The sequence below is a fragment of the Serratia sp. EWG9 genome (genome assembly GCF_019913725.1).
GTDB lineage: Bacteria > Pseudomonadota > Gammaproteobacteria > Enterobacterales > Enterobacteriaceae > Serratia > Serratia ureilytica.
This window is the reverse complement of sequence record NZ_JADNRO010000011.1, coordinates 109281-127307: the sequence shown is the minus strand read 5'-3', so window position 1 is coordinate 127307 and position 18027 is coordinate 109281. Positions and strand designations below refer to the sequence as shown.

General features: G+C 57.4%; 16 protein-coding genes. 9 read left to right on the top strand and 7 right to left on the bottom strand.

Going from position 1 to position 18027, the window contains the following annotated elements; translation table 11 throughout:
- The first annotated feature begins 30 nt into the window (after window positions 1–30).
- Window positions 31–1950: a sigma-54-dependent Fis family transcriptional regulator gene (locus tag ITX55_RS20855; protein WP_047574558.1), complete on the top strand. Its 1920-nt coding sequence runs from the start codon at window positions 31–33 to the stop codon at window positions 1948–1950.
- Between the two features lie 717 nt (window positions 1951–2667).
- Here the strand turns inward: ITX55_RS20855 and ITX55_RS20850 are convergent.
- Window positions 2668–3516: a helix-turn-helix domain-containing protein gene (locus tag ITX55_RS20850; RefSeq protein ID WP_223524802.1), complete on the bottom strand. Its 849-nt coding sequence runs from the start codon at window positions 3514–3516 to the stop codon at window positions 2668–2670.
- Between the two features lie 697 nt (window positions 3517–4213).
- Between ITX55_RS20850 and ITX55_RS20845 the strand changes: the two genes are divergently transcribed.
- The 5 genes from ITX55_RS20845 to ITX55_RS20830 all read left to right on the top strand — a co-directional run bounded on the left by ITX55_RS20845 (window position 4214) and on the right by ITX55_RS20830 (window position 10401).
- A complete protein-coding gene (locus ITX55_RS20845; protein WP_033643699.1) occupies window positions 4214–5101 on the top strand; it encodes a helix-turn-helix domain-containing protein in 888 nt (295 codons plus the stop codon).
- A gap of 495 nt (window positions 5102–5596) precedes the next feature.
- Window positions 5597–5770 carry a hypothetical protein gene (locus ITX55_RS20840; protein WP_154219870.1) on the top strand — a complete coding sequence of 58 codons (174 nt, stop codon included), beginning with the start codon at window positions 5597–5599 and terminating at the stop codon, window positions 5768–5770.
- Between the two features lie 457 nt (window positions 5771–6227).
- Window positions 6228–7817, top strand: a complete 1590-nt coding sequence (locus tag ITX55_RS24130; RefSeq protein ID WP_255612415.1) for a PQQ-binding-like beta-propeller repeat protein — start codon at window positions 6228–6230, stop codon at window positions 7815–7817.
- Window positions 7790–8566, top strand: coding sequence for a hypothetical protein (locus ITX55_RS24125; RefSeq protein ID WP_255612414.1), 777 nt, complete (start codon window positions 7790–7792; stop codon window positions 8564–8566). The genes ITX55_RS24130 and ITX55_RS24125 overlap by 28 nt, the downstream gene beginning before the upstream one ends.
- Before the next feature lie 194 nt (window positions 8567–8760).
- Window positions 8761–10401, top strand: a complete 1641-nt coding sequence (locus tag ITX55_RS20830) for a Na+/H+ antiporter (RefSeq protein ID WP_016927100.1) — start codon at window positions 8761–8763, stop codon at window positions 10399–10401.
- A 36-nt stretch (window positions 10402–10437) separates the two neighbouring features.
- Here the strand turns inward: ITX55_RS20830 and ITX55_RS20825 are convergent, their stop codons facing one another.
- Window positions 10438–11193: a glycosyltransferase family 2 protein gene (locus ITX55_RS20825; protein WP_016927099.1), complete on the bottom strand. Its 756-nt coding sequence runs from the start codon at window positions 11191–11193 to the stop codon at window positions 10438–10440.
- Between the two features lie 320 nt (window positions 11194–11513).
- Here ITX55_RS20825 and ITX55_RS20820 point away from each other — a divergent pair, with 320 nt between their 5' ends.
- On the top strand, window positions 11514–11756 hold the full coding sequence (locus ITX55_RS20820; RefSeq protein ID WP_016927098.1) for a hypothetical protein: 243 nt from the start codon (window positions 11514–11516) through the stop codon (window positions 11754–11756).
- A gap of 14 nt (window positions 11757–11770) precedes the next feature.
- On the opposite strand, the gene ITX55_RS20815 is transcribed toward ITX55_RS20820, so the two are convergent.
- Window positions 11771–12400 (bottom strand): hypothetical protein, encoded by a 630-nt coding sequence (locus tag ITX55_RS20815; protein WP_108681422.1) that lies wholly within the window; start codon window positions 12398–12400, stop codon window positions 11771–11773.
- Between the two features lie 85 nt (window positions 12401–12485).
- Between ITX55_RS20815 and ITX55_RS20810 the strand changes: the two genes are divergently transcribed.
- Window positions 12486–13421 (top strand): LysR family transcriptional regulator, encoded by a 936-nt coding sequence (locus ITX55_RS20810; protein ID WP_108681424.1) that lies wholly within the window; start codon window positions 12486–12488, stop codon window positions 13419–13421.
- Here the strand turns inward: ITX55_RS20810 and alkB are convergent.
- Window positions 13404–14051 carry a DNA oxidative demethylase AlkB gene (gene alkB / locus ITX55_RS20805; protein WP_108681426.1) on the bottom strand — a complete coding sequence of 216 codons (648 nt, stop codon included), beginning with the start codon at window positions 14049–14051 and terminating at the stop codon, window positions 13404–13406. The two genes, ITX55_RS20810 and alkB, sit on opposite strands and share 18 nt — an antisense overlap.
- A 139-nt stretch (window positions 14052–14190) precedes the next feature.
- Here alkB and rarD point away from each other — a divergent pair, with 139 nt between their 5' ends.
- On the top strand, window positions 14191–15069 hold the full coding sequence (gene rarD, locus ITX55_RS20800; RefSeq protein ID WP_072627347.1) for an EamA family transporter RarD: 879 nt from the start codon (window positions 14191–14193) through the stop codon (window positions 15067–15069).
- Window position 15070: 1 nt separating this feature from the next.
- Here rarD and dhbA read toward each other — a convergent pair whose 3' ends face one another.
- The 3 genes from dhbA to ITX55_RS20785 form a co-directional block, all read right to left on the bottom strand.
- Window positions 15071–15829, bottom strand: coding sequence for a 2,3-dihydro-2,3-dihydroxybenzoate dehydrogenase (gene dhbA, locus ITX55_RS20795; protein WP_033643707.1), 759 nt, complete (start codon window positions 15827–15829; stop codon window positions 15071–15073).
- Window positions 15830–15929: 100 nt separating this feature from the next.
- Complete coding sequence (locus ITX55_RS20790) at window positions 15930–17120, bottom strand: isochorismate synthase MenF (protein WP_108681428.1); 1191 nt, start codon at window positions 17118–17120, stop codon at window positions 15930–15932.
- A gap of 189 nt (window positions 17121–17309) precedes the next feature.
- Window positions 17310–18002, bottom strand: a complete 693-nt coding sequence (locus ITX55_RS20785; protein WP_108682324.1) for a 4'-phosphopantetheinyl transferase — start codon at window positions 18000–18002, stop codon at window positions 17310–17312.
- Between the last annotated feature and the right edge of the window lie 25 nt (window positions 18003–18027).

Here is an 18027-nt window from a genome sequence, read left to right as displayed (position 1 = left end):
TCCCCCTTCGCCGTCAGCCAGGAGACGCCCATGTACGATCCCCAACCGTTCGCCGCCGACAAACCGGTGCTGATCGATCCGGCGTCGCTCGCTCTGCAAAGCGTGCTCGATCGGCTGGCCCCCACCGATGCCACCGTACTGATCGTCGGCGAAACCGGCACCGGCAAAGAGGTGGTGGCGCGCTATCTGCACCACCACAGCGCGCGCCGCCATCGCCCTTTTTTGGCGGTCAACTGCGGCGCGCTGACGGAAAGCCTGGCGGAAGCCGAATTGTTCGGCCATGAGAAAGGCGCCTTCACCGGCGCCGTCGGCACCCATCAGGGCTGGTTCGAAGCGGCGGAAGGCGGCACCCTGCTGCTGGACGAGATCGGCGAACTCAACCTGTCGCTGCAGGTCAAGCTGCTGCGCGTGTTGCAGGAACGGGAAATCACCCGCGTCGGTTCGCGCAAACCGCTGAAGATCGATGTGCGGGTCATCGCCGCCACCCACGTCGATCTGGCCGGCGCAATCCGCCAACGGCGCTTCCGCGAAGATCTCTATTACCGGCTGAACGTCGCGGCGGTGACCTTACCCCCGTTGCGCCAGCGGCCGGAGGACATTCCGGCGCTGACCAGACACTTTCTTGCGCTGTACGCCCGCCGGCTGGGACGGCCGCCGCTGCAGTTGACGGTGGAGGCGCAGCAGGCGCTGCTGGACTACCCCTGGCCCGGCAACGTGCGCGAGCTGGAGAACACGCTGCATAATGCGGTCTTGCTGAGCCAGGAGGGGCCGATCGCCCCGCAGCAACTGCGGCTCACGCAACGCCTGACGGATCACGGCGGCGGCGGTGACGACGCCATCGATCGCTTCGTGCAGCAGCAGTTGCAAGGCGACGGTACCCAGCTCTACCAACGGGTGCTGGATGCGCTGGTGCGCAACGCCTTCGAACGCAGCGGCGGCAACCAGCTTCAGGCGGCGGCCTTGCTCGGCGTCAGCCGCAATACCCTGCGCACCCATTTGGCGCATCTTGGCCTGATCAAACCGCGCCGCCGCAGCGTCGGCGCGCCCGCGCATTCGCCGGCCATCAGCGCAGCGCCGCTGCCCGAACGCGAACTGCGCATCGGCTATCAAAAATTTGGCAACCTCGGCGTGCTCAAGGCGCGGCAAAGCCTGGAACAGCACTTCGCCGCACAGCGCATCAGCGTACTGTGGAGCGAGTTTCCCGCCGGGCCGCAGCTGCTGCACGCGCTCGACGGCGATGAAATAGACTTCGGCACCACCGGCGAAGTGCCGCCAATCTTCGCGCAGGCGCAGGGCAATGCGCTGGTGTATGTCGGGTTTGAGCCGCCGGCGCCGCAAAGCGTGGCGATGGTGGTGCCGCAAGACAGCCCGATACGCAGCGCCGCCGATCTGCGCGGCAAACGCATCGCACTCAACAAAGGCTCCAACGTGCACTATTTATTGCTGCAGATGTTGGACGAACAGGGAATGACGTTGAACGATGTGCGCATCGTCTATGCGCCGCCGAAGTATCCGCTGTCGGCGACCGACCTGCAGGCGGTGGACGCCTGGATGATGTGGGATCCGCTGCTCAGCGACGCGCAGCGCAGCGGGGAACTGCGCGTGATCGCCGACGGCACCCAACGGGTGCTCAATCAGCAATTCTATCTGGCGCGCCGCGAGTTCGCCGAACGCTCGGGCGATCTGTTGCAGCCGCTGATGCAAGCATTGCAGCACACCGGCCGCTACATTGCCGCGCAGCCGAGAGAAGCCGCTCGTCACCTTTCCGACGAACTGGGGCTGGCGAGCGCCTCGCTGGAACTCGCGCTGTCGCGCCGCAGCCACGAGATCCGCGCCATGGATTTGCAGGTGATCCGCCAGCAGCAAAGCATCGCCGACCGCTTCTACGCCCTGGGGCTGTTGCCCAAAGCGATCGCCGTGCGCGAGGCGGTTTGGCCGCTGGGATCTTAGCCTGGCTTCGGAGGGCGCAGCATCGGCCGCCCTTTCTCCTCTGCGCACAAACTCATATCGCCGTCGGAGCCGGGCGGTAATGCCAATGCCGCAAAGACATTTTTAGGTAAAATATACCGCCGATGTCAGTGCTAGGATTAATTCGCTATCATTTTATGTGCACTTTCAATTAACGTTACCCTGTTATTTTCGCATTCGCCGGTCGTCACGACCGGCTTTTTTATTTCCCCGCTTCCCTGCCAAAAATATCGTTTTTTGGTAAAAAAAAGCGCGCCAGGTAGGATTACATAGCAACTGCATGGCCTTATTTCCCGTGTAGGGCCGTGCATCTCAGAGAGATTGTCGATGTTTCATTGGCCGGCGTTAATCGCCGGCTTTTTTTATCTTCATTTCATGACGCCTGCGCGTCGCAGGCCTCACGTCTTATTGCCAAAGAGGATGCGCGCATGCCGAGTCCATTGTTCCGTGAGATAACACTTTTCGGTAAAGACAAAACCTCAACGCGCGCTATTATTTAATTGTAGTGTTGTCATACCTATTGAATACCCCATGCTTACCGACCCTCGCGGTCGGTTTTTTTTCTTCTTCACCAACCGTTCCGTTGGCGGCAACAGGCTTATGGGGCGTTGACGGGAGGGCGCCATCAAAATATCGATGGCATAACCCAAGCTTTCCGTTGTGATCAGGCAACCTGCTGCCGCGCGCGATAAACAGAGCTCATTTTATCGGGATGAAATACCACATGCTGACGTTTTCCTTTTCACCGGGGCAGTGATCGTGAATTTTAAAGATTACGCTTTGCGTGATGAAGATATCCAGGGAAGCCAACACCCCCTCATAGAGCGATAGGATGAACTCGTTTTCGCTCATCTTTTTTTCATTGCGTCTGATCGCAATGTACTTTGCCGATGCGTTGTACAGGCTACAGGTTATTGGATTCTTTACGTTTACCTTCATCTGCCCCCGGCTGATTACCGGCGAAAGCAGTTGCACGATCCTTTTATTCTCGTAATACTCATGCAAATTCAAATACACGATGCTGCTGGGGAAAGGCTCTTTATCGAAGCCAATAATCGGTTGATAATTGAGAAAAGGCCAATCGCGCAGGGTTCTGAATGTTCTCGGCGGGCAACCGAATTGATTTGAAAACGCACGGCTAAATGATTGCTGAGAACTAAACCCGGAGAGCAACGCGATTTCATAGATCTTCATATCGGTACATTTCAGCAATAACGTCGCGCGGCTTAGTCTGCGCTTTCTGATATAGGTCCCTATCTTCATCCCTTCATACAAATAGAACATCCGCTGTAAATGCCCGATGGAATACCCTGACTTAATGGATAGCGCCCTTATTGATACATGGCTTTGTGTATCAATGGCTTTTTCAATGATAGCGATTATCTCATCTAAAATATTGCGTCTGAACTTGTTAGAACAATCCATAGTAAAGCCTGTCATCTTGCTATTTTTATTATTGAATGCATCTCTCTTCTTGCGGAACCAAAAGCTGTCCGGCTTGCTTTCTTTCGAAGAATGGCATTCCCATATCCGTTCAAATATATCCACGCATCACGTTGCACAAAAATCATTTCCAGGGCGAAAGATGCCGATTCACCTCTCGCACAAGATGAGATTCACAAAGAAGTCGTGTGGAAAAACGCTGATAAACCACGGACGCCAAGACAGAACAACGCTCAGCGTTTATTCTGCCTCAAAAAACGCAGGCCACAGCCAGAATATAAATAGCAAACGCTATTTTTCGTGAAAATACCCCCCTCATACTCCTCCCTGAATGTCATTATCCTTGATACCCCCTTGGATTAACCATTATTTAATTGCGCAATCCCCTGCCTGGCCTATTTTCCGCTTAACCACCCACTCTTAAACATAGAATAGTTAATTATTTCGATTCGAAAAGATGTTACTGTCAATAAATTGACAGCCATATAGAGTTTTTATCTATCAATGAGCAAAAAATGTGCTCCCACCACCCTGGCTCATTCATGCAAACTCATAAAAATCAATAAATTAATACACTTAAAATGTATCCCTGTACTTTCTCCTTCTTCGCCATACGCTGCTATTTGGTAAATGACACTTTTAAGTACATTTTTTTTAATTTACCGCGTTAATATTGCAAGCGTTCTATACTCAGGATATTTCCTAAAAGAACGGATAAATTGGGGGCTTATCGCTGGATACCGATAACGCGTTATTTTACCCAACGCAACCATTAGGCAGATAACTAAAAGGGAGCTCCTGCATGTTTATAACCAAAGTCATTGAGGAGCTGCTCGCCTGGGTGGAAGAAAGTGGGTTCAATGAGAAGCTCACCGTTGAGATGCTGTCAGAAAAAAGCGGATATTCACGCGGGCATATCCAAAAAGCGTTTAAAGATGAAACAGGGATGACTTTCGGGAGCTATGTGAGGGGCAGAAAACTCATTCGCGCCGCATTTATGTTGAAAGCGACGAACCTCTCTATTTCCGATATCGTTAAAGCGCTGAACTTTCAGTCATATCAATCCTTTGAACGGGCGTTTCGCAAGCAATTCAGAACCTCGCCGATGCAGTATCGCAAAAGTAAATCGTGGGACGTGTCCTCCGCCATCCCATTGCTGTTTCTCGACGGCATTCCCGAGCATCGCTATGTGCACCTGCCAAAATTTTTCGACGATTCAGGGGATGGCGTTGATGCAGAGATAGATCACTTCCATCCTGCGGTTTCCGCGCTGCGATTGGCGGCAATTGATAACATGAAAAAAACGGACAGCGGCGTGATTAACTTTTTCAATTTTGGCGCGAGCATCAAGAAAGAAAATTACGTCAGCATCTATTTGAAGACCCTCTATATTTCTGAAGAAGACTGTCTTGGCAGCGTGCTTGCCTCTCTGGCCGACGCCCAGGGAAAAAAAGACATGCAACTTTATGCAGAGTTCAGTTATGACGGCGCAAGCGATGAGGCGCAAAAGTTCACGCAAAGTATCTACACCAAATCATTCCCGATAAATAAAGTTGGCATGATCGATCGCTTTCTCATTGAAATTATCACCCCCAAAGGCGGCGATAGAATAGAGATGAAGACCTATATCCCCATTGTCTTCCCTATCAAGCACAGAGAGAAAGAGGTAGCGCCAGGGCCAGCGCGGTAACCCTGTCACTATCGGCGTTGCTATTTATTAAAAAGGGTAATGATTTATATTAAACAATAAAGAGTTATGATGAAATTAGGCTCAAAACCACTCATTACCCACTCGCTGCAAAGCGCCAACTTTAAGACTTATCTAATTGGAAAATACATCAATATCGCCCTGAAGATCGCGCCAAGATGAGTTCTTCTCGCCCCCACAAGGAATCACCGCTTATCCGTTAAGCGTTGACTTCGATATGACTTACGTACCAAAACCTTAAATATCAATATGTTACCCACATTTGCTTTTTGTGCGGCCGATTGGGTAACTTATTGTTTTTATTACATTTGCGCTAAATACCCCGCCTGAGCGCAACCGGCATTTTTCGCTTTATCCCGCCCGCACGCTTGTAGACATCCCCAGGTAGTGACGATATTTTATTTCTACGAGACTTATTTTTACGGGTGCTATCAATATGCCTTAAACAAGAATAAAGCGCGTCAGGAAAATAGAATTATGAGTATTCAAGTATGGTCTAAAAACCTAAAAAAACACTATCCTAATGTTAATGTTGAAAAAGTCACCGTCGGCGAACGCGGGAAAGGTTATATTGTCTATGTCGATGGGGAAAGAATGGCATTAAATCATTTTTTTCGCCGTTTCTATCGACACCGGCTTGATAAAGAATGATGTTTCACCCTGAACTCAACGCAGGGTAAACCTCTACGCAACCTCGTGATTAAAAGCAATTTCGCATTCATCATCACTCTAAATAATTAGTCCAGAGAGGCTCTTTCATTCAATGCGCTTATCACTGCAATAAAATATCGGATTGCCCAGCACACCCAAAACCGTATCTCTGCGAGACGGTTACAACCCGGTATTAAATAAAAATGTTGATGGTTATTTTTATCGCGCGCGTTCTGTCATCGCCCAATAAAAACCCCTTATCTTGGTCTGGCGACTGATCCAAGCCGCAATGGCCACTGTTGAAATGGATATCAAAACGACAACTCAATGCCCCTAAAGCGTTAAAGAATAAAAAGTCTCAAGGCGGGACATGCCTTGCCTTTCGCGCCGGCATTTTCACGCGTTGGCAGCGATGGGATGGTGATCCAATGTGGATTTAAAAGTCAAAGGAAAACATATGATTAGAACATCGTTTGGTAAGAGAGCCGCAATAATCACGTTCTTTTGCTTGCTGGTTTTTTCTGGCGTCGCGTTAACCGTGGGGGGAATTTGGCTGATCGCCCTCGGCGGATCGTTCTACTATGCCATTACCGGGATAGGCTACATCGCCGCCGCAGTGCTGGTCCTCAAGCGCAGCAAATCGGCTTGTTACTTAACCGGCCTGCTGTTTTTGATGACGGTGCTGTGGGCGCTTTGGGAATCGGGGCTTAACTACTGGGCATTGTTCCCTCGTCTGCTGGTGCCCGCCGGCCTCTCTATTATCGCCGCGTTTTTACTTCCCTCGTACCTGCACGGCGCCAAGAGTCGAAAGCAGGCTTACATCTCCGGTTCGGCATTATCCGTGGCCTTTGTCGCTTTCTTTATCGGCGCCTTCTTTCCCCATGGCGAAATTACCCCTGCTGGCGACGTGACGTTTATCGAGAGCAAAAGCGACAATGCGCCTGCCGATTGGAGCGCCTATGGCCGCACGACGGAAGGAACGCGCTACGCGCCGTTCAATCAGGTGAACCGTTCAACCGTCAAAGATCTGAAACTCGCCTGGGTTTATCGCACCGGCGATTTCCGGCCAGGCGTGGACCAAAATACCCCGCTCGCGATTGATGATGTGGTGTATAGCTGCACGCCCAACGGCCTTATCACCGCTATCGATGCCGATACGGGTAAAGCGCGCTGGAAATTTGACTCGCATTCCACCTCCCCCGTTTGGCAACGCTGCCGCGGGCTTGGCTACTACAAAAATGAGGAGGTTGCGCCAGGCGCTCTGTGCGAGAAAACGATCGTTCACACCACGATCGATGCCCGCCTCATTGCGCTGGATGCCAAAACGGGCCAGAAATGCCCCGCCTTCGGTCAAAACGGTGAGGTGAATCTCGGCCAGCATATGGGGGAAGTCAAACCGGGTTATTACTTCCAAACCTCGGCGCCGACCATCGCCAGAGGGAAGATTATCGTCGGCGGCTGGGTTATCGATAACGTAATGAAAGGCGAGCCTTCCGGCGTCATCAGGGCGTTCGACGCCAAAACCGGCGAGTTGGACTGGGCATGGGACTTAGGCAATCCGGGCATCACCAAGGCTCCGCCGGCCGGAAGCACCTATACCCGCGGCACGCCGAATATGTGGACCACCGCCGCCTATGACGACAAATTAGGCTTGTTGTATGCGCCGCTTGGCAATGCAACGCCCGACTATTACGGCATGAATCGCCCGGAAAATTCGGATGAGTACAACTCTGCCCTGGTCGCCATTGATATTGAAACAGGCCGTGAGCGCTGGAAATTCCAAACCACGCATCACGACATTTGGGATTATGACCTCGCGTCCCAACCCGCGCTGGTAGACGGTTTTGATGAGCAACATCGCCCGGTGCCCGCCCTTTTGCTCGGCACCAAACGCGGGCAGATTTTCTACCTGAACCGGGAGACCGGCAAGCCGCTGGCGCAGGTTGAAGAGAAAGCCGTGCCGACCCAAGGCGCCGCAGAGGAAGAGCGCCTCTCGCCAACCCAACCGTTCTCCGTCGCATGCCGACCATTGGCGCCGAACGCCTGACCGAAGAAAAAATGTGGGGCACCACCCTGTTTGACCAGATGGCCTGCCGCATCCTGTTCAAACAGATGAATTACCAGGGCGACATGACCCCGATCGGCACCCGCCCAACGCTCGAGCAGCCCGGCAATTTAGGCGGACTCAACTGGGGGAGCATGTCGATTGATCCTGTAAACCATATGGCTTACATGAACGATGTGCGCATCCCGAATGTGTTTTGGTTAGTGGCGCGCGACAGCTATGAACGCGTCGCGAAGCAGTACCCGCAAAAAGTGATCGATGGCCACGGGCCTTCTCCCATGATCGGCACGCCATACGGCATGATCACGTTGATGTGGATGTCGCCGCTCGAAGTGCCTTGCAACCAACCCCCTTACGGCACGATCACCGCCGTCGATTACAAAAACAAAAAGATCGCCTGGCAGATACCGGCCGGCACCGCCGAAAAAATGGGGCCGCTGGGCATCAGATCGCACCTGCCGATGCCGGTTGGCATGCCCACCTACGCGGGCACCATGACGACCGCCGGCGGCCTGGTCTTCTTCGCCGGCTTCCAGGACTATTATCTGCGCGCCTACAACAGCAGCACCGGCAAAGAAGTCTGGAAATATGCGCTGCCGGTCGGCGCGAGCGCGACGCCGATGAGCTACGTTTCGCCTAAAACCGGCAAGCAATACATTGTTATTGTGGTCGGCGGCGCCGCGCATTCGTCAGAAACCGGCGATTACGTGATGGCGTTTGCGCTGCCTTAACCCTTTGCCCCGTTTGCCTGCGCCATCACACAGGTAAGCGGGGCGAAGACCGGCCTTGCTCAAGTGCGCTTTCTTTATCGACAGCGGCCGCCGTGGCCGCTGTTCAGCCTTGCCCGACGAGCCCGCCTGAGGGGCGGCATGCAGAAAAACCGTTTGATAACGGCGAGAAAAATTAAATCCACAAAAGGTTCACGATGGAAACATTCTTCACCATATTGATCTTATTGCTCACCGTCTCGTTGTCCGGCGTCGTGACGCGCATATTGCCCTTCCAAATCCCGCTTCCGCTGATGCAAATCATCGTTGGCGCCGTGTTGGCCTGGCCGCAGTTTGGGTTGCATATCGACTTCAATCCCGAGCTTTTCTTGATGCTGTTTATTCCCCCGCTGCTGTTCGCCGACGGTTGGAAAACGCCGGCGCAAGAGTTCATCCATTACGGCAGAGAAATCCTTTGTCTGGCCCTGGTGCTGGTGATCATCACGGTCGTCGGGGTGGGTTATCTGATTCACTTCCTGCTCCCGTCAATCCCCCTCGCCGCCGCATTTGCCCTGGCCGCCGTTCTGTCGCCAACGGACGCCGTGGCGCTGTCCGGCATCGTCGGTAAAGGACGCATGCCCAAACCCGTGATGAGCGTAATTGAAGGGGAGGCGCTGATGAACGACGCCTCCGGGTTGGTTTCCCTCAACTTCTCCATCGCTGTCGCGCTCGGCGCGATGGCGTTTACCCTGGAGAGCGCCTTTCTGACCTTTCTTCAGGTATCGATTGGCGGGGTGCTGTGCGGCATCATTATTGTCTTTCTCTATAATCAAATGGTTAAGTTCATCCATAAATGGATGTATAACGATTCCGCCACCCAGATTATTTTCTCGCTGTTACTGCCCTTTTCCTGCTATCTGATTGCGGAAAGAATCGGCGTATCCGGCATCCTGGCCGCCGTCAGCGCCGGCATGATGATTGGCCAATCCAAAGTGAATCGCAGCATGCCGCTGGTGCGTTTACGCACCAATAATATTTGGGAAATGCTCGAGTTCGTGTTTAACGGCATGGTGTTTATTCTGCTTGGGCTGCAGCTGCCGGGCATCTTGAACTTCACCGTGGCGCAAACCGGTATCGATCATTCCATCAGCCTGGAGACGCTGCTGGCTTACGTGGTGATCATCTATTTTAGTTTGATCGCCGTGCGTTTGATTTGGCTGTGGCTGATGAAGGTCGGCAGCGCGACCCTGATGCGCAAAGATCCGCTGTTATTTTCGAAATTCAGCACGCGCGATCTGTTCGTCGCCGCCTTTGCCGGGGTGCGAGGGGCGGTGACCCTGGCGGGCGTGCTGTCAATTCCGCTGTTTCTATTGGATGGCTCGCCATTCCCTGGGCGGTATCAGCTGGTGTTTATCGCCTCGGGAGTCATCTTGCTGTCGATCGTCGTCGGCATCGTCACGCTGCCCTTCCTGTTGCGCGGCAATCTGCCGCCGGAAGAAGATCAGGAAGAGGCTTTCTCCGTTTCAGAAGCCTTGGCGAGCGCGGCGACCAAGGCCGTCAACGAAACCAAGGAAAAGCTGCTCGTCGCCCCGCCGGACGACGCCACGCCGGAACTGATTGAAGAAACGACGCGGCGGATGCTGGACGTGCTGCAACGTAAAATTCTGACCAAAGAAGACGTTAAGAATATCGTGGCGCTGAAGCGGCTGGAAAAGCAGCTGTACTTAGCCTCGTTGCACGCGGAAAGAGAAGAGCTGTACCGGCTGCGCCGCATGAAGAAAATCAGCCATGAGAAACAGAGAAAGCTGCTGCATCGCATTGATATTACTGAGGTGCTGATCGCTGAAGACAGCGTTTAAACGAGGAGATGAAGGCGGTTTCGCCCCCCGCCTTCGCTATCTGTGGTACCACGCCTTGAAATACTTCAAAAAGCTGTAGGACACCGCGTAAACGCCGGTCACGGCCCCGACCCGGCCCGCTTTCCAGGCGCCGCTGAAAATGTACCACTTGAAAAATGCGCCGATGGCGCTAATCACCCCTCGGAGAATCGATGGCCTTATCGCCTTGTATTTCACCACGCGCGCCGTATAGCTGTTCAGCTTGGCAAACACTTCCTCGATTGAGAAAAAAGTGTCGTGTTTAACGTGCCCGGCCAGTATCAAGGTGGATGCGCCCCCTTCCGCCGCATCATCTACCGGCGCATCATTGAACTTCACCACCTGGCGATGAAAAAAGCGAATGGGGTAATCCGGTGACGAGACGGGATAAAGCGTTCTGACCGCCTGTCCCAACACAAACCAATCGCGACGAATGCGATAGGCGTTGTTTTTGTCAGGGCCTGGGGTGCGCTTGAAAAGCCGCATCGCGTCGACCGCTTCATCATCCATGATCTCATCGCTGTCCAGGCACAAAACCCAGTCATGCCGCGCGCAGGATATGGCGTAATTCATTTGCCGGCCATGGGTTTCAAACGGGTGATAAAGAGGCTTGATATTGAAGTCGTCGCAAATGGCCAAGGTGCCGTCAGTACTGCCCGAATCCACCACGATGATTTCATCGGCGAACGCCGCCACAGGTTGCAACACGTCACGCAGCAGGCGCGATGAATTAAACGTCAATAAACACACGGAAATCCGGTTACAAAAATCCATTTTACATTCCACGACACTGAAAAAATGCAGTCCATGCCAAAACGGCGGGCGCGCCGTGCAAAAGCGCGCGCCCAAAGCGCTTCTCCTGCCCAGAGCGCCTCTTCGATTAAGTATTTAGAATATTGGCTGCCCTGTCATGCCCTGGATGATGGCATCTGACTATTTCATCAATTTCAATGAAATCAAATAGAAAGGCGGATTAAACGCGGGCGTTCACCGCACCGGCTCACGCGCTGGCGGGCGCCGAGCGCGAGCGCGGCGCTTGGCTGCGCCTTGGTTTTGTTATAACGTATCAAAAAACAAGTAAAGGGAAGACGACGATGAAAATCCAGCTGTCGCTGTTGTTTCTCAGCCTGCTGGCCGGCAAGGCCGCAGCGTTTCAGTCGAAAGTGCCCGAACCGCGCCCGGAGCAGGCGCGGGCGGCGGAACAAAACATCGAAAATCTGTTTTACGGCTTTCACGCCATGGACGCCCAGCCGGTGAGCATCGGCAGTTGCGCGGCGGTGCCGGTAGCGGGATGCCAATGCGCGTTCTGCACCCAGCTGCGGCAGGCCGGGCGCTGAGCCGCCCCCCTCATTCAACCCAGCTCATATTGCACGTTCAACTGCCCTTTCTTCATCTTTAGGCCGGTAATCGCGATCGCGCCCACCTCGCCCAGCGCGGCGACATGGGTGCCGCCACAGCCGTAGGCGGGCAACTCGCCGAAACCGACCTGGCGCAAACCGTCCACCGCCTGCTGGCGGCGCGGCAGATCGGCGGCGATCAAGCGCGCCAGCTCCGCGTGTAAAAACGCCGCCTCCAGCGTCTGTACGTCCGGCCCCGGCGCGAAAGTGATGCGCCCTTCACCCGGCCAATGATGCGCCTTGACCGGCCGCCAGCCCCGGGTTTCGCCCAACCAACCGATCAGATGCCCAGCGGAGTGCCAGCGGGCGTGCAGCCGGCGCTGCGCTTCATCGATTTGCATCGTAACCGGCCCGTTCGGCAGCGGCGCGGCGGTAAAGTGCACCACGGTATCCCCCTGCTGCTGCACCCGCAGCACGGTGACGCCGCCTAACGACCCCACATCGGACGGCTGGCCGCCGCCCTGCGGGTGGAACAGCGTGGCGTCCAGCTCCACGGCGTAAGCGCCCGCCTCGGCCGGCTCACAGCTCAATACCTGCGCCTGGCCCTGTAAATCGTCGCTGTAGTAATAACGTCGCTCGGTCATCATTTTTCTCCTCGGTTCGAAGAGCCATTATATTCATGTCATAATCTGAGCATAATCCGTCGCCATCACAATGGACCTTTGCGTCATGAGCACAAATCTTTCTTACACGCTGTTGGCCGAAATGGCCGTTTTCGTCCAGGTCGTGGAGAGCGGCAGCTTTTCCGCCGCCGCCCGCAAACTGGGCGCTTCACCTTCCGCCGTCAGCCGCAGCGTGGCGAAGCTCGAACAGGCGCTGGCGCTGCAGCTGCTGCACCGCACCACCCGTAAACTGCGGCTGAGTGAAAGCGGCGAAGAGGCGTTTGCGCACTGCCGCACCCTGCTGGCGGCGGCCGACGCGGTGATGGCGATCGGCGGGCGCGGCGCCGCAGAGCCCGAAGGGCTGGTCAGCGTCAGCGTGCCCAAGGCGGTAGGCCGTTTCGTGCTGCATCCGCACATGCCGGAGTTCCTGCGCCGCTACCCGAAGGTGGACGTGAGGCTGCGGCTGGAAGATCGTTATATGGATCTGATCGACGACCGCGTCGATCTGGCGCTGCGCATTACCGATCGCCCGTCGCCGGGCTTGATCGGCCGTCAGCTGATGCGAATAGACCACCTGCTGTGCGCCACGCCGCACTATCTGGCGCAGCACGGCGCGCCGCAGCACCCGCACGATCTGGCGGCGCACAGCTGCATCTATCTGGGAGAAACGCCGAGCGACGCGCAATGGAAGTTCCGCCGCAGCGGCAAAACGGTGACGGTCAACGTGCGCGGCCGCTACGCCGCCAACCACACCGGCGTGCGGCTGGACGCGGTGAAACGGCATATCGGCATCGGCAGCCTGCCGTACTTTACCGCCCGCCAGGCGCTCGACGAGGGCGAGATCGTGCAGGTACTGCCGGAATGGGATTTCCTCAGCAGCTATCACGGCGGCCTGTGGTTGCTTTACGCGCCTAACCAGTATCTGCCGCCCAAACTGCGGGTGTTTATCGACTATCTCGTCGCCTGCCTGGCGCAGGAGCCGCAGCTAAAGCGCCTTGCGTAGCGTGATGTTGATGCGGTGCGGCCCCACCAGCGAGTGGTAGCCTTCCTTGACCGGCAGGATGCCGTGGAAACAGAGCCGCGACGGGCCGCCCCACACCACCACGTCGCCGTGCGCCAGCGGGATGCGCCGTGCCCGGTCGCTGCGTTGCAGCCCGCCGAACTGAAATACCGCCGGCAACCCGAGCGACACCGAGACGATCGGCGCGCCGAAGTCGTGCTCGTCTTTATCCTGATGCAGCGACAGCTTGCTGCCCGGATCGTAACGGTTCATCAAACAGGAATCCGGTACAAAGGGGCCAAAGCCCGCCTGCTGCGCGGCTTCGTCCGCCAACGCCATCAGAATAGGCGGAATGGCCGGCCAGCGTTTGCCGCTGCGCGCGTCGCGTTCCGAGTAACGGTAGCCGCGGCTGTCGCTGGTCCAGCCGTTGCCGCACCAGCTCATCGCCACCGACATCACGTGCCCGCCGGGGGTGGTCAAATGCTTCCACGGCACCTGCGCCACCACGCCCTGCACCGCCGCCAGCAGTGCCGGCCCGTGATCGCGCACAAAGCCGTGCATCACCACCGCGCCGGGGGCGATCTCTTCACGCCACGGCGGCGGCAGCGCGTCTTCAAAAAGATCGATTGTCATCGCCAAAACCTGTATGAATACACAGTATCCATTGTAACCCGCCGCCGCCGATTGTCCAGCGCCCGGCTGCGCCATTGTCGTTGGCGGCAAATTTCTCTACAGTAGCCGCCATAAAATCAATCACTCACCAGGAATGCGTGTGATTAAGGGCATCACTCTTTCGGTCGTCGCCTCCATCTTGTTCGGCGCGATGTATTACTTCACCTCTACCCTCACCCCGCTGAACGGCGAACAGGTCTACGGCTGGCGCACGCTGCTGACGCTGCCGTTCCTGACGCTGTTCATGGCGCTGTCTGGCGATTGGCGCAAGGTGAGCGACACGCTGGTCGGGATAGGCCAACGGCCGCCGCGTCTGCTGGGCCTGCTGCTCACCTCGGCGCTGCTGGGGGTGCAGCTGTGGCTGTTCCTGTGGGCGCCGCTGCACGGCAAGGCGCTCGACGTGTCGCTCGGCTATTTTCTGCTGCCGCTGACCATGGTGCTGGCGGGCCGTTTGATCTACCGCGATCGGCTGTCGCTGCTGCAAAAACTGGCGGTGGCGTGCGCCGTGGCGGGGGTGGGCAATGAGCTGTATCAGGCGGGCGGCGTATCGTGGCCGACGCTGGTGGTAGCGCTGGGGTATCCGCTCTACTTTATTTTGCGGCGGCGTTTCGGCACCGACAATCTCGGCGGCCTGTGGTGCGAGCTGACGCTGATGCTGCCGGCGGCGGCCTGGTTCGCCTTCGGCGACGGCGGCGCGGCGGCGCTGCAGATCAATGCCGAGCTGTATTGGCGCATTCCGCTGCTCGGCGTCATCAGCGCCGTGGCACTGGTGTGTTACATCCTCGCCAGCCGCATGCTGCCGTTCAGCCTGTTCGGCCTGCTGAGCTATGTGGAACCGGTGCTGCTGGTGCTTGTCGCGCTGCTGCTCGGCGAGAGCATCAGCCAAAGCGAATGGCCAACCTATCTGGCGATCTGGCTGGCGGTGCTGCTGCTGGCGGCGGAAGGCGCGCAGCACCTGCTGCGCCGCCAGCGGGTCTGACTCAGGCGGCCAGCGTGGCGCCGCCGTCGATCACGATGTCCTGCATGGTGATGTGGCTGGCCAAATCCGAGGCCAGGAACAGCACCGCGTTGGCGATTTCGTCCGGACGCGCGATTTTACCCAGCGGGATCCCCAGCTTGAACATCTCGGGGAAGCCGGCGATGGTGCGTTGCTGCGCATCGTCGGTCTGCCACATGCCGCGCTGCATCGGCGTGTCGGTCGAGCCCGGCGACACCAGATTGCACCGCACGCCGAACGGCGCCATCTCCAACCCCACGCAGTGGTTCAGGCTGGTCAGCGCCGCCTTGGAGGCGCAGTAGGCCGCCATCTGCGCGCGCGGCACGTGCGCGGCGTTGGAGCCGATGCTGACGATCGCCCCGCTGCGCTGCGCCTTGAAGTGCGGCAGCACGGCGCGGAACAGGTAAAACGCCCCCGAGGCGTTGACGTTGATGCACTGGTGCCAGTCATCCACGCTCAGATCTTCGGTATTGCCCATGCGCAGAATACCGGCGGCGTTGACCAACACGTCCAGTCGCGGGTTCTCCGCCAGCTGTTGGCGGCACACCGCCTCTACCAGCTCCGGCCGGCTGATGTCCAGCGTCACGCAGGGGTAAGGCAGATCCGGATTGGCGAATTCTCGGTCAAACCCCACCACCTCGGCGCCCTGGGTTAAAAAGTGGCGGGCGATCTGCTCGCCGATGCCGCGCGCCGCGCCGGTCACCCACACGCGTTTGCCGGTGAAATCCATCTGAATGCTCATGCGCGCACCGCCATCCGTGCGCACCGCCGGGTCATGTTGTTGTTCATCGTTGTCTCCTGCGAAAGGCTATGACGCGACGCGGACTGCGCCGCAAAGAGGCCTACAGCGCGCCGCTGTTCAGGCCGAAAGCGTTGAGCATGGTGCCCAGTTTGGCGGTGGTTTCCATCCACTCGGACTGCGGCGTTGAGGCGGCGACGATGCCCGCGCCAGCGAACAGCCGCACCCGGTTGCCGCGCAGCAGCCCGCTGCGGATGACTATCGCCCACTCGCCGTCGCCGTTGGCGTCGCACCAGCCGACGATGCCGCTGAACAAGCCGCGATCGTGCGGTTCCAGAGCGGCGATCAGCTGGCGGGCGCTTTCGGTCGGGAAGCCGCACAGCGCCGGCGTCGGATGCAGCAGGCAGGCCAGCTGCATCACGTTGAGATCCGGATTCAGCAACTCGCCGCGAATGCGGGTGGACAGGTGCCACATGGTGCCGGTGCTGAGCAGCGACGGGCCGCTGGGTACGCTCAGGGTGGCGCACAGCGGCGCCAGATGCCGACGAATATCGTCGATCACCAGCTTGTGTTCGTATTTGTCTTTGGTCGAGCGCATCAGGCGCTCGCTGCCGAGGCGATCCTGCTGCGGATCGTCCTGCCGGCGCGCCGAGCCCGCCAGCGGATTGGTGTGGATCTCGCCGCCCTGCTTGCGGATCAGCAGTTCAGGGCTGGCGCCGATCAACACGCTGCCATCGGCCAGCGGCAGAGAGAAGTGGTAACCGGTCGGGTTCTGCACCATCAGGTTATTGAGGATCCGGTGGCCGGCCACCGGTTGTTCCAGCTCGATATCAAGGATGCGCGACAGCACCGCCTTGTCCAGCTTGCCTTGTTTAAAACGGCTGACCGCTTCCGCGACCGCGTGTTTGAATCGCGGCTCGTCCGGAATACTGGTGCAGGCGACCAGGCGATGCGGCTGTTGCAGCATCGGGCGCGCGGCACGGATAAAGCTGTCGTTGGCGACGAATCGGCTTTCTTCAGGTATATACAGGCAGGAAGGCCGGCGCGTGTCGAACGGAATGGCGCCCACCACCACCGGGGCCGCCTGGCCGTTGGCTTTGGCGCGCGCCAGCGCCTGGCGAATATGCTGCGCCAGCGCGCTGCCTTCCTGCTCGCCGCCGAACGCCGGCGTCTCAATACGCTCAAACACGCCGTGGGCGGAGAGGGAACGGAATTCTGACCGGTACAAAAAGGTCGATTGTTCGGCGTACTCAAACCCGGAGAAGGTTTGGTTTTCTGTCGTCAGTGTCGCCACAAGACCACTCCTTTGTTGCGCCTCACCAATGATAATGTTTATGCGAATAATTATCATTAGCTGTAAAGGGTGGGTAAATTACACCGGATCCCCACCGTCGGTCAATCTCCGATGAATGAATCTTTCCGCACGCCGCGGCAAATTCGCGTTACGCCACAACAAGAAATAACACACTGTTATTATTGTGTTTTAGCAAAAAACAAAAGTCGTGACATCGTCACCTTCACGCCAAAACCGCCCGGCGAGACGCCGTCCGGCGCAGCAATGCGGCGTCAACGTGGTGAGCAGCGCCAATTCGAACGTCTGCCGCTGCGCATCCACCGCCACCATCCGCGCATCAAGAAAATCGAAATATCGGCGCACCTGCGGGTAAAGCGCTTTGAACAAGCTCTCTTTGGCGGAAAACGTCAGCGTCAGCAGCTCGTTGAACGGCAGCGTTTCGCCCAGCAACGTCTCGCGCTCCACCGGTGAAACGATCGCGCTCCACAGCTCCTCCGCTCGCGCCACGGACAGCAGCGTCTCCACATCCAGCCCAACGCCGCCCAGCCCGCTCTCTCGGTGTACGGCGCACAGCGCGGTATGCGAATTATGGCTTAGCGCCCCGGCGATGCCCGGCGGCCACTGCGGCGCGCGATCTTCGCCGCGCGCCAGGGTGAAGTCGGCGAAACCGAGCGGCGCCAGCAGCTGCCGCGCCAGCACACGCCCGGCCAGATACTCCGCACGGCGTTTCGGCACCGCGCGCGCCAGGTGGTCCGGCAGCGTAAAGCCCGCCTCGGGAAAACTGTCGTCGCGATACTCCGCCAGCGCAAACCGGCAGCGCGCCACCTGGCCCGGATAGCCGTCCGGCGTGAAAAATTCGATATTGCGGATAAAAGTGGGGATCCGGCAGGAATCAGAGTCACTGCCC

What these genes read in the sequence shown, in the direction of transcription:
- ITX55_RS20855 (WP_047574558.1), top strand. Translation starts at nt 31, where the DNA reads ATGTACGATCCCCAACCGTTCGCCGCCGACAAACCGGTGCTGATCGAT.
- ITX55_RS20845 (WP_033643699.1), top strand. Translation starts at nt 4,214, where the DNA reads ATGTTTATAACCAAAGTCATTGAGGAGCTGCTCGCCTGGGTGGAAGAA.
- ITX55_RS20840 (WP_154219870.1), top strand. Translation starts at nt 5,597, where the DNA reads ATGAGTATTCAAGTATGGTCTAAAAACCTAAAAAAACACTATCCTAAT.
- ITX55_RS24130 (WP_255612415.1), top strand. Translation starts at nt 6,228, where the DNA reads ATGATTAGAACATCGTTTGGTAAGAGAGCCGCAATAATCACGTTCTTT.
- ITX55_RS24125 (WP_255612414.1), top strand. Translation starts at nt 7,790, where the DNA reads ATGCCGACCATTGGCGCCGAACGCCTGACCGAAGAAAAAATGTGGGGC.
- ITX55_RS20830 (WP_016927100.1), top strand. Translation starts at nt 8,761, where the DNA reads ATGGAAACATTCTTCACCATATTGATCTTATTGCTCACCGTCTCGTTG.
- ITX55_RS20825 (WP_016927099.1), bottom strand. Translation starts at nt 11,193, where the DNA reads ATGGATTTTTGTAACCGGATTTCCGTGTGTTTATTGACGTTTAATTCA.
- ITX55_RS20820 (WP_016927098.1), top strand. Translation starts at nt 11,514, where the DNA reads ATGAAAATCCAGCTGTCGCTGTTGTTTCTCAGCCTGCTGGCCGGCAAG.
- ITX55_RS20815 (WP_108681422.1), bottom strand. Translation starts at nt 12,400, where the DNA reads ATGACCGAGCGACGTTATTACTACAGCGACGATTTACAGGGCCAGGCG.
- ITX55_RS20810 (WP_108681424.1), top strand. Translation starts at nt 12,486, where the DNA reads ATGAGCACAAATCTTTCTTACACGCTGTTGGCCGAAATGGCCGTTTTC.
- alkB (WP_108681426.1), bottom strand. Translation starts at nt 14,051, where the DNA reads ATGACAATCGATCTTTTTGAAGACGCGCTGCCGCCGCCGTGGCGTGAA.
- dhbA (WP_033643707.1), bottom strand. Translation starts at nt 15,829, where the DNA reads ATGAGCATTCAGATGGATTTCACCGGCAAACGCGTGTGGGTGACCGGC.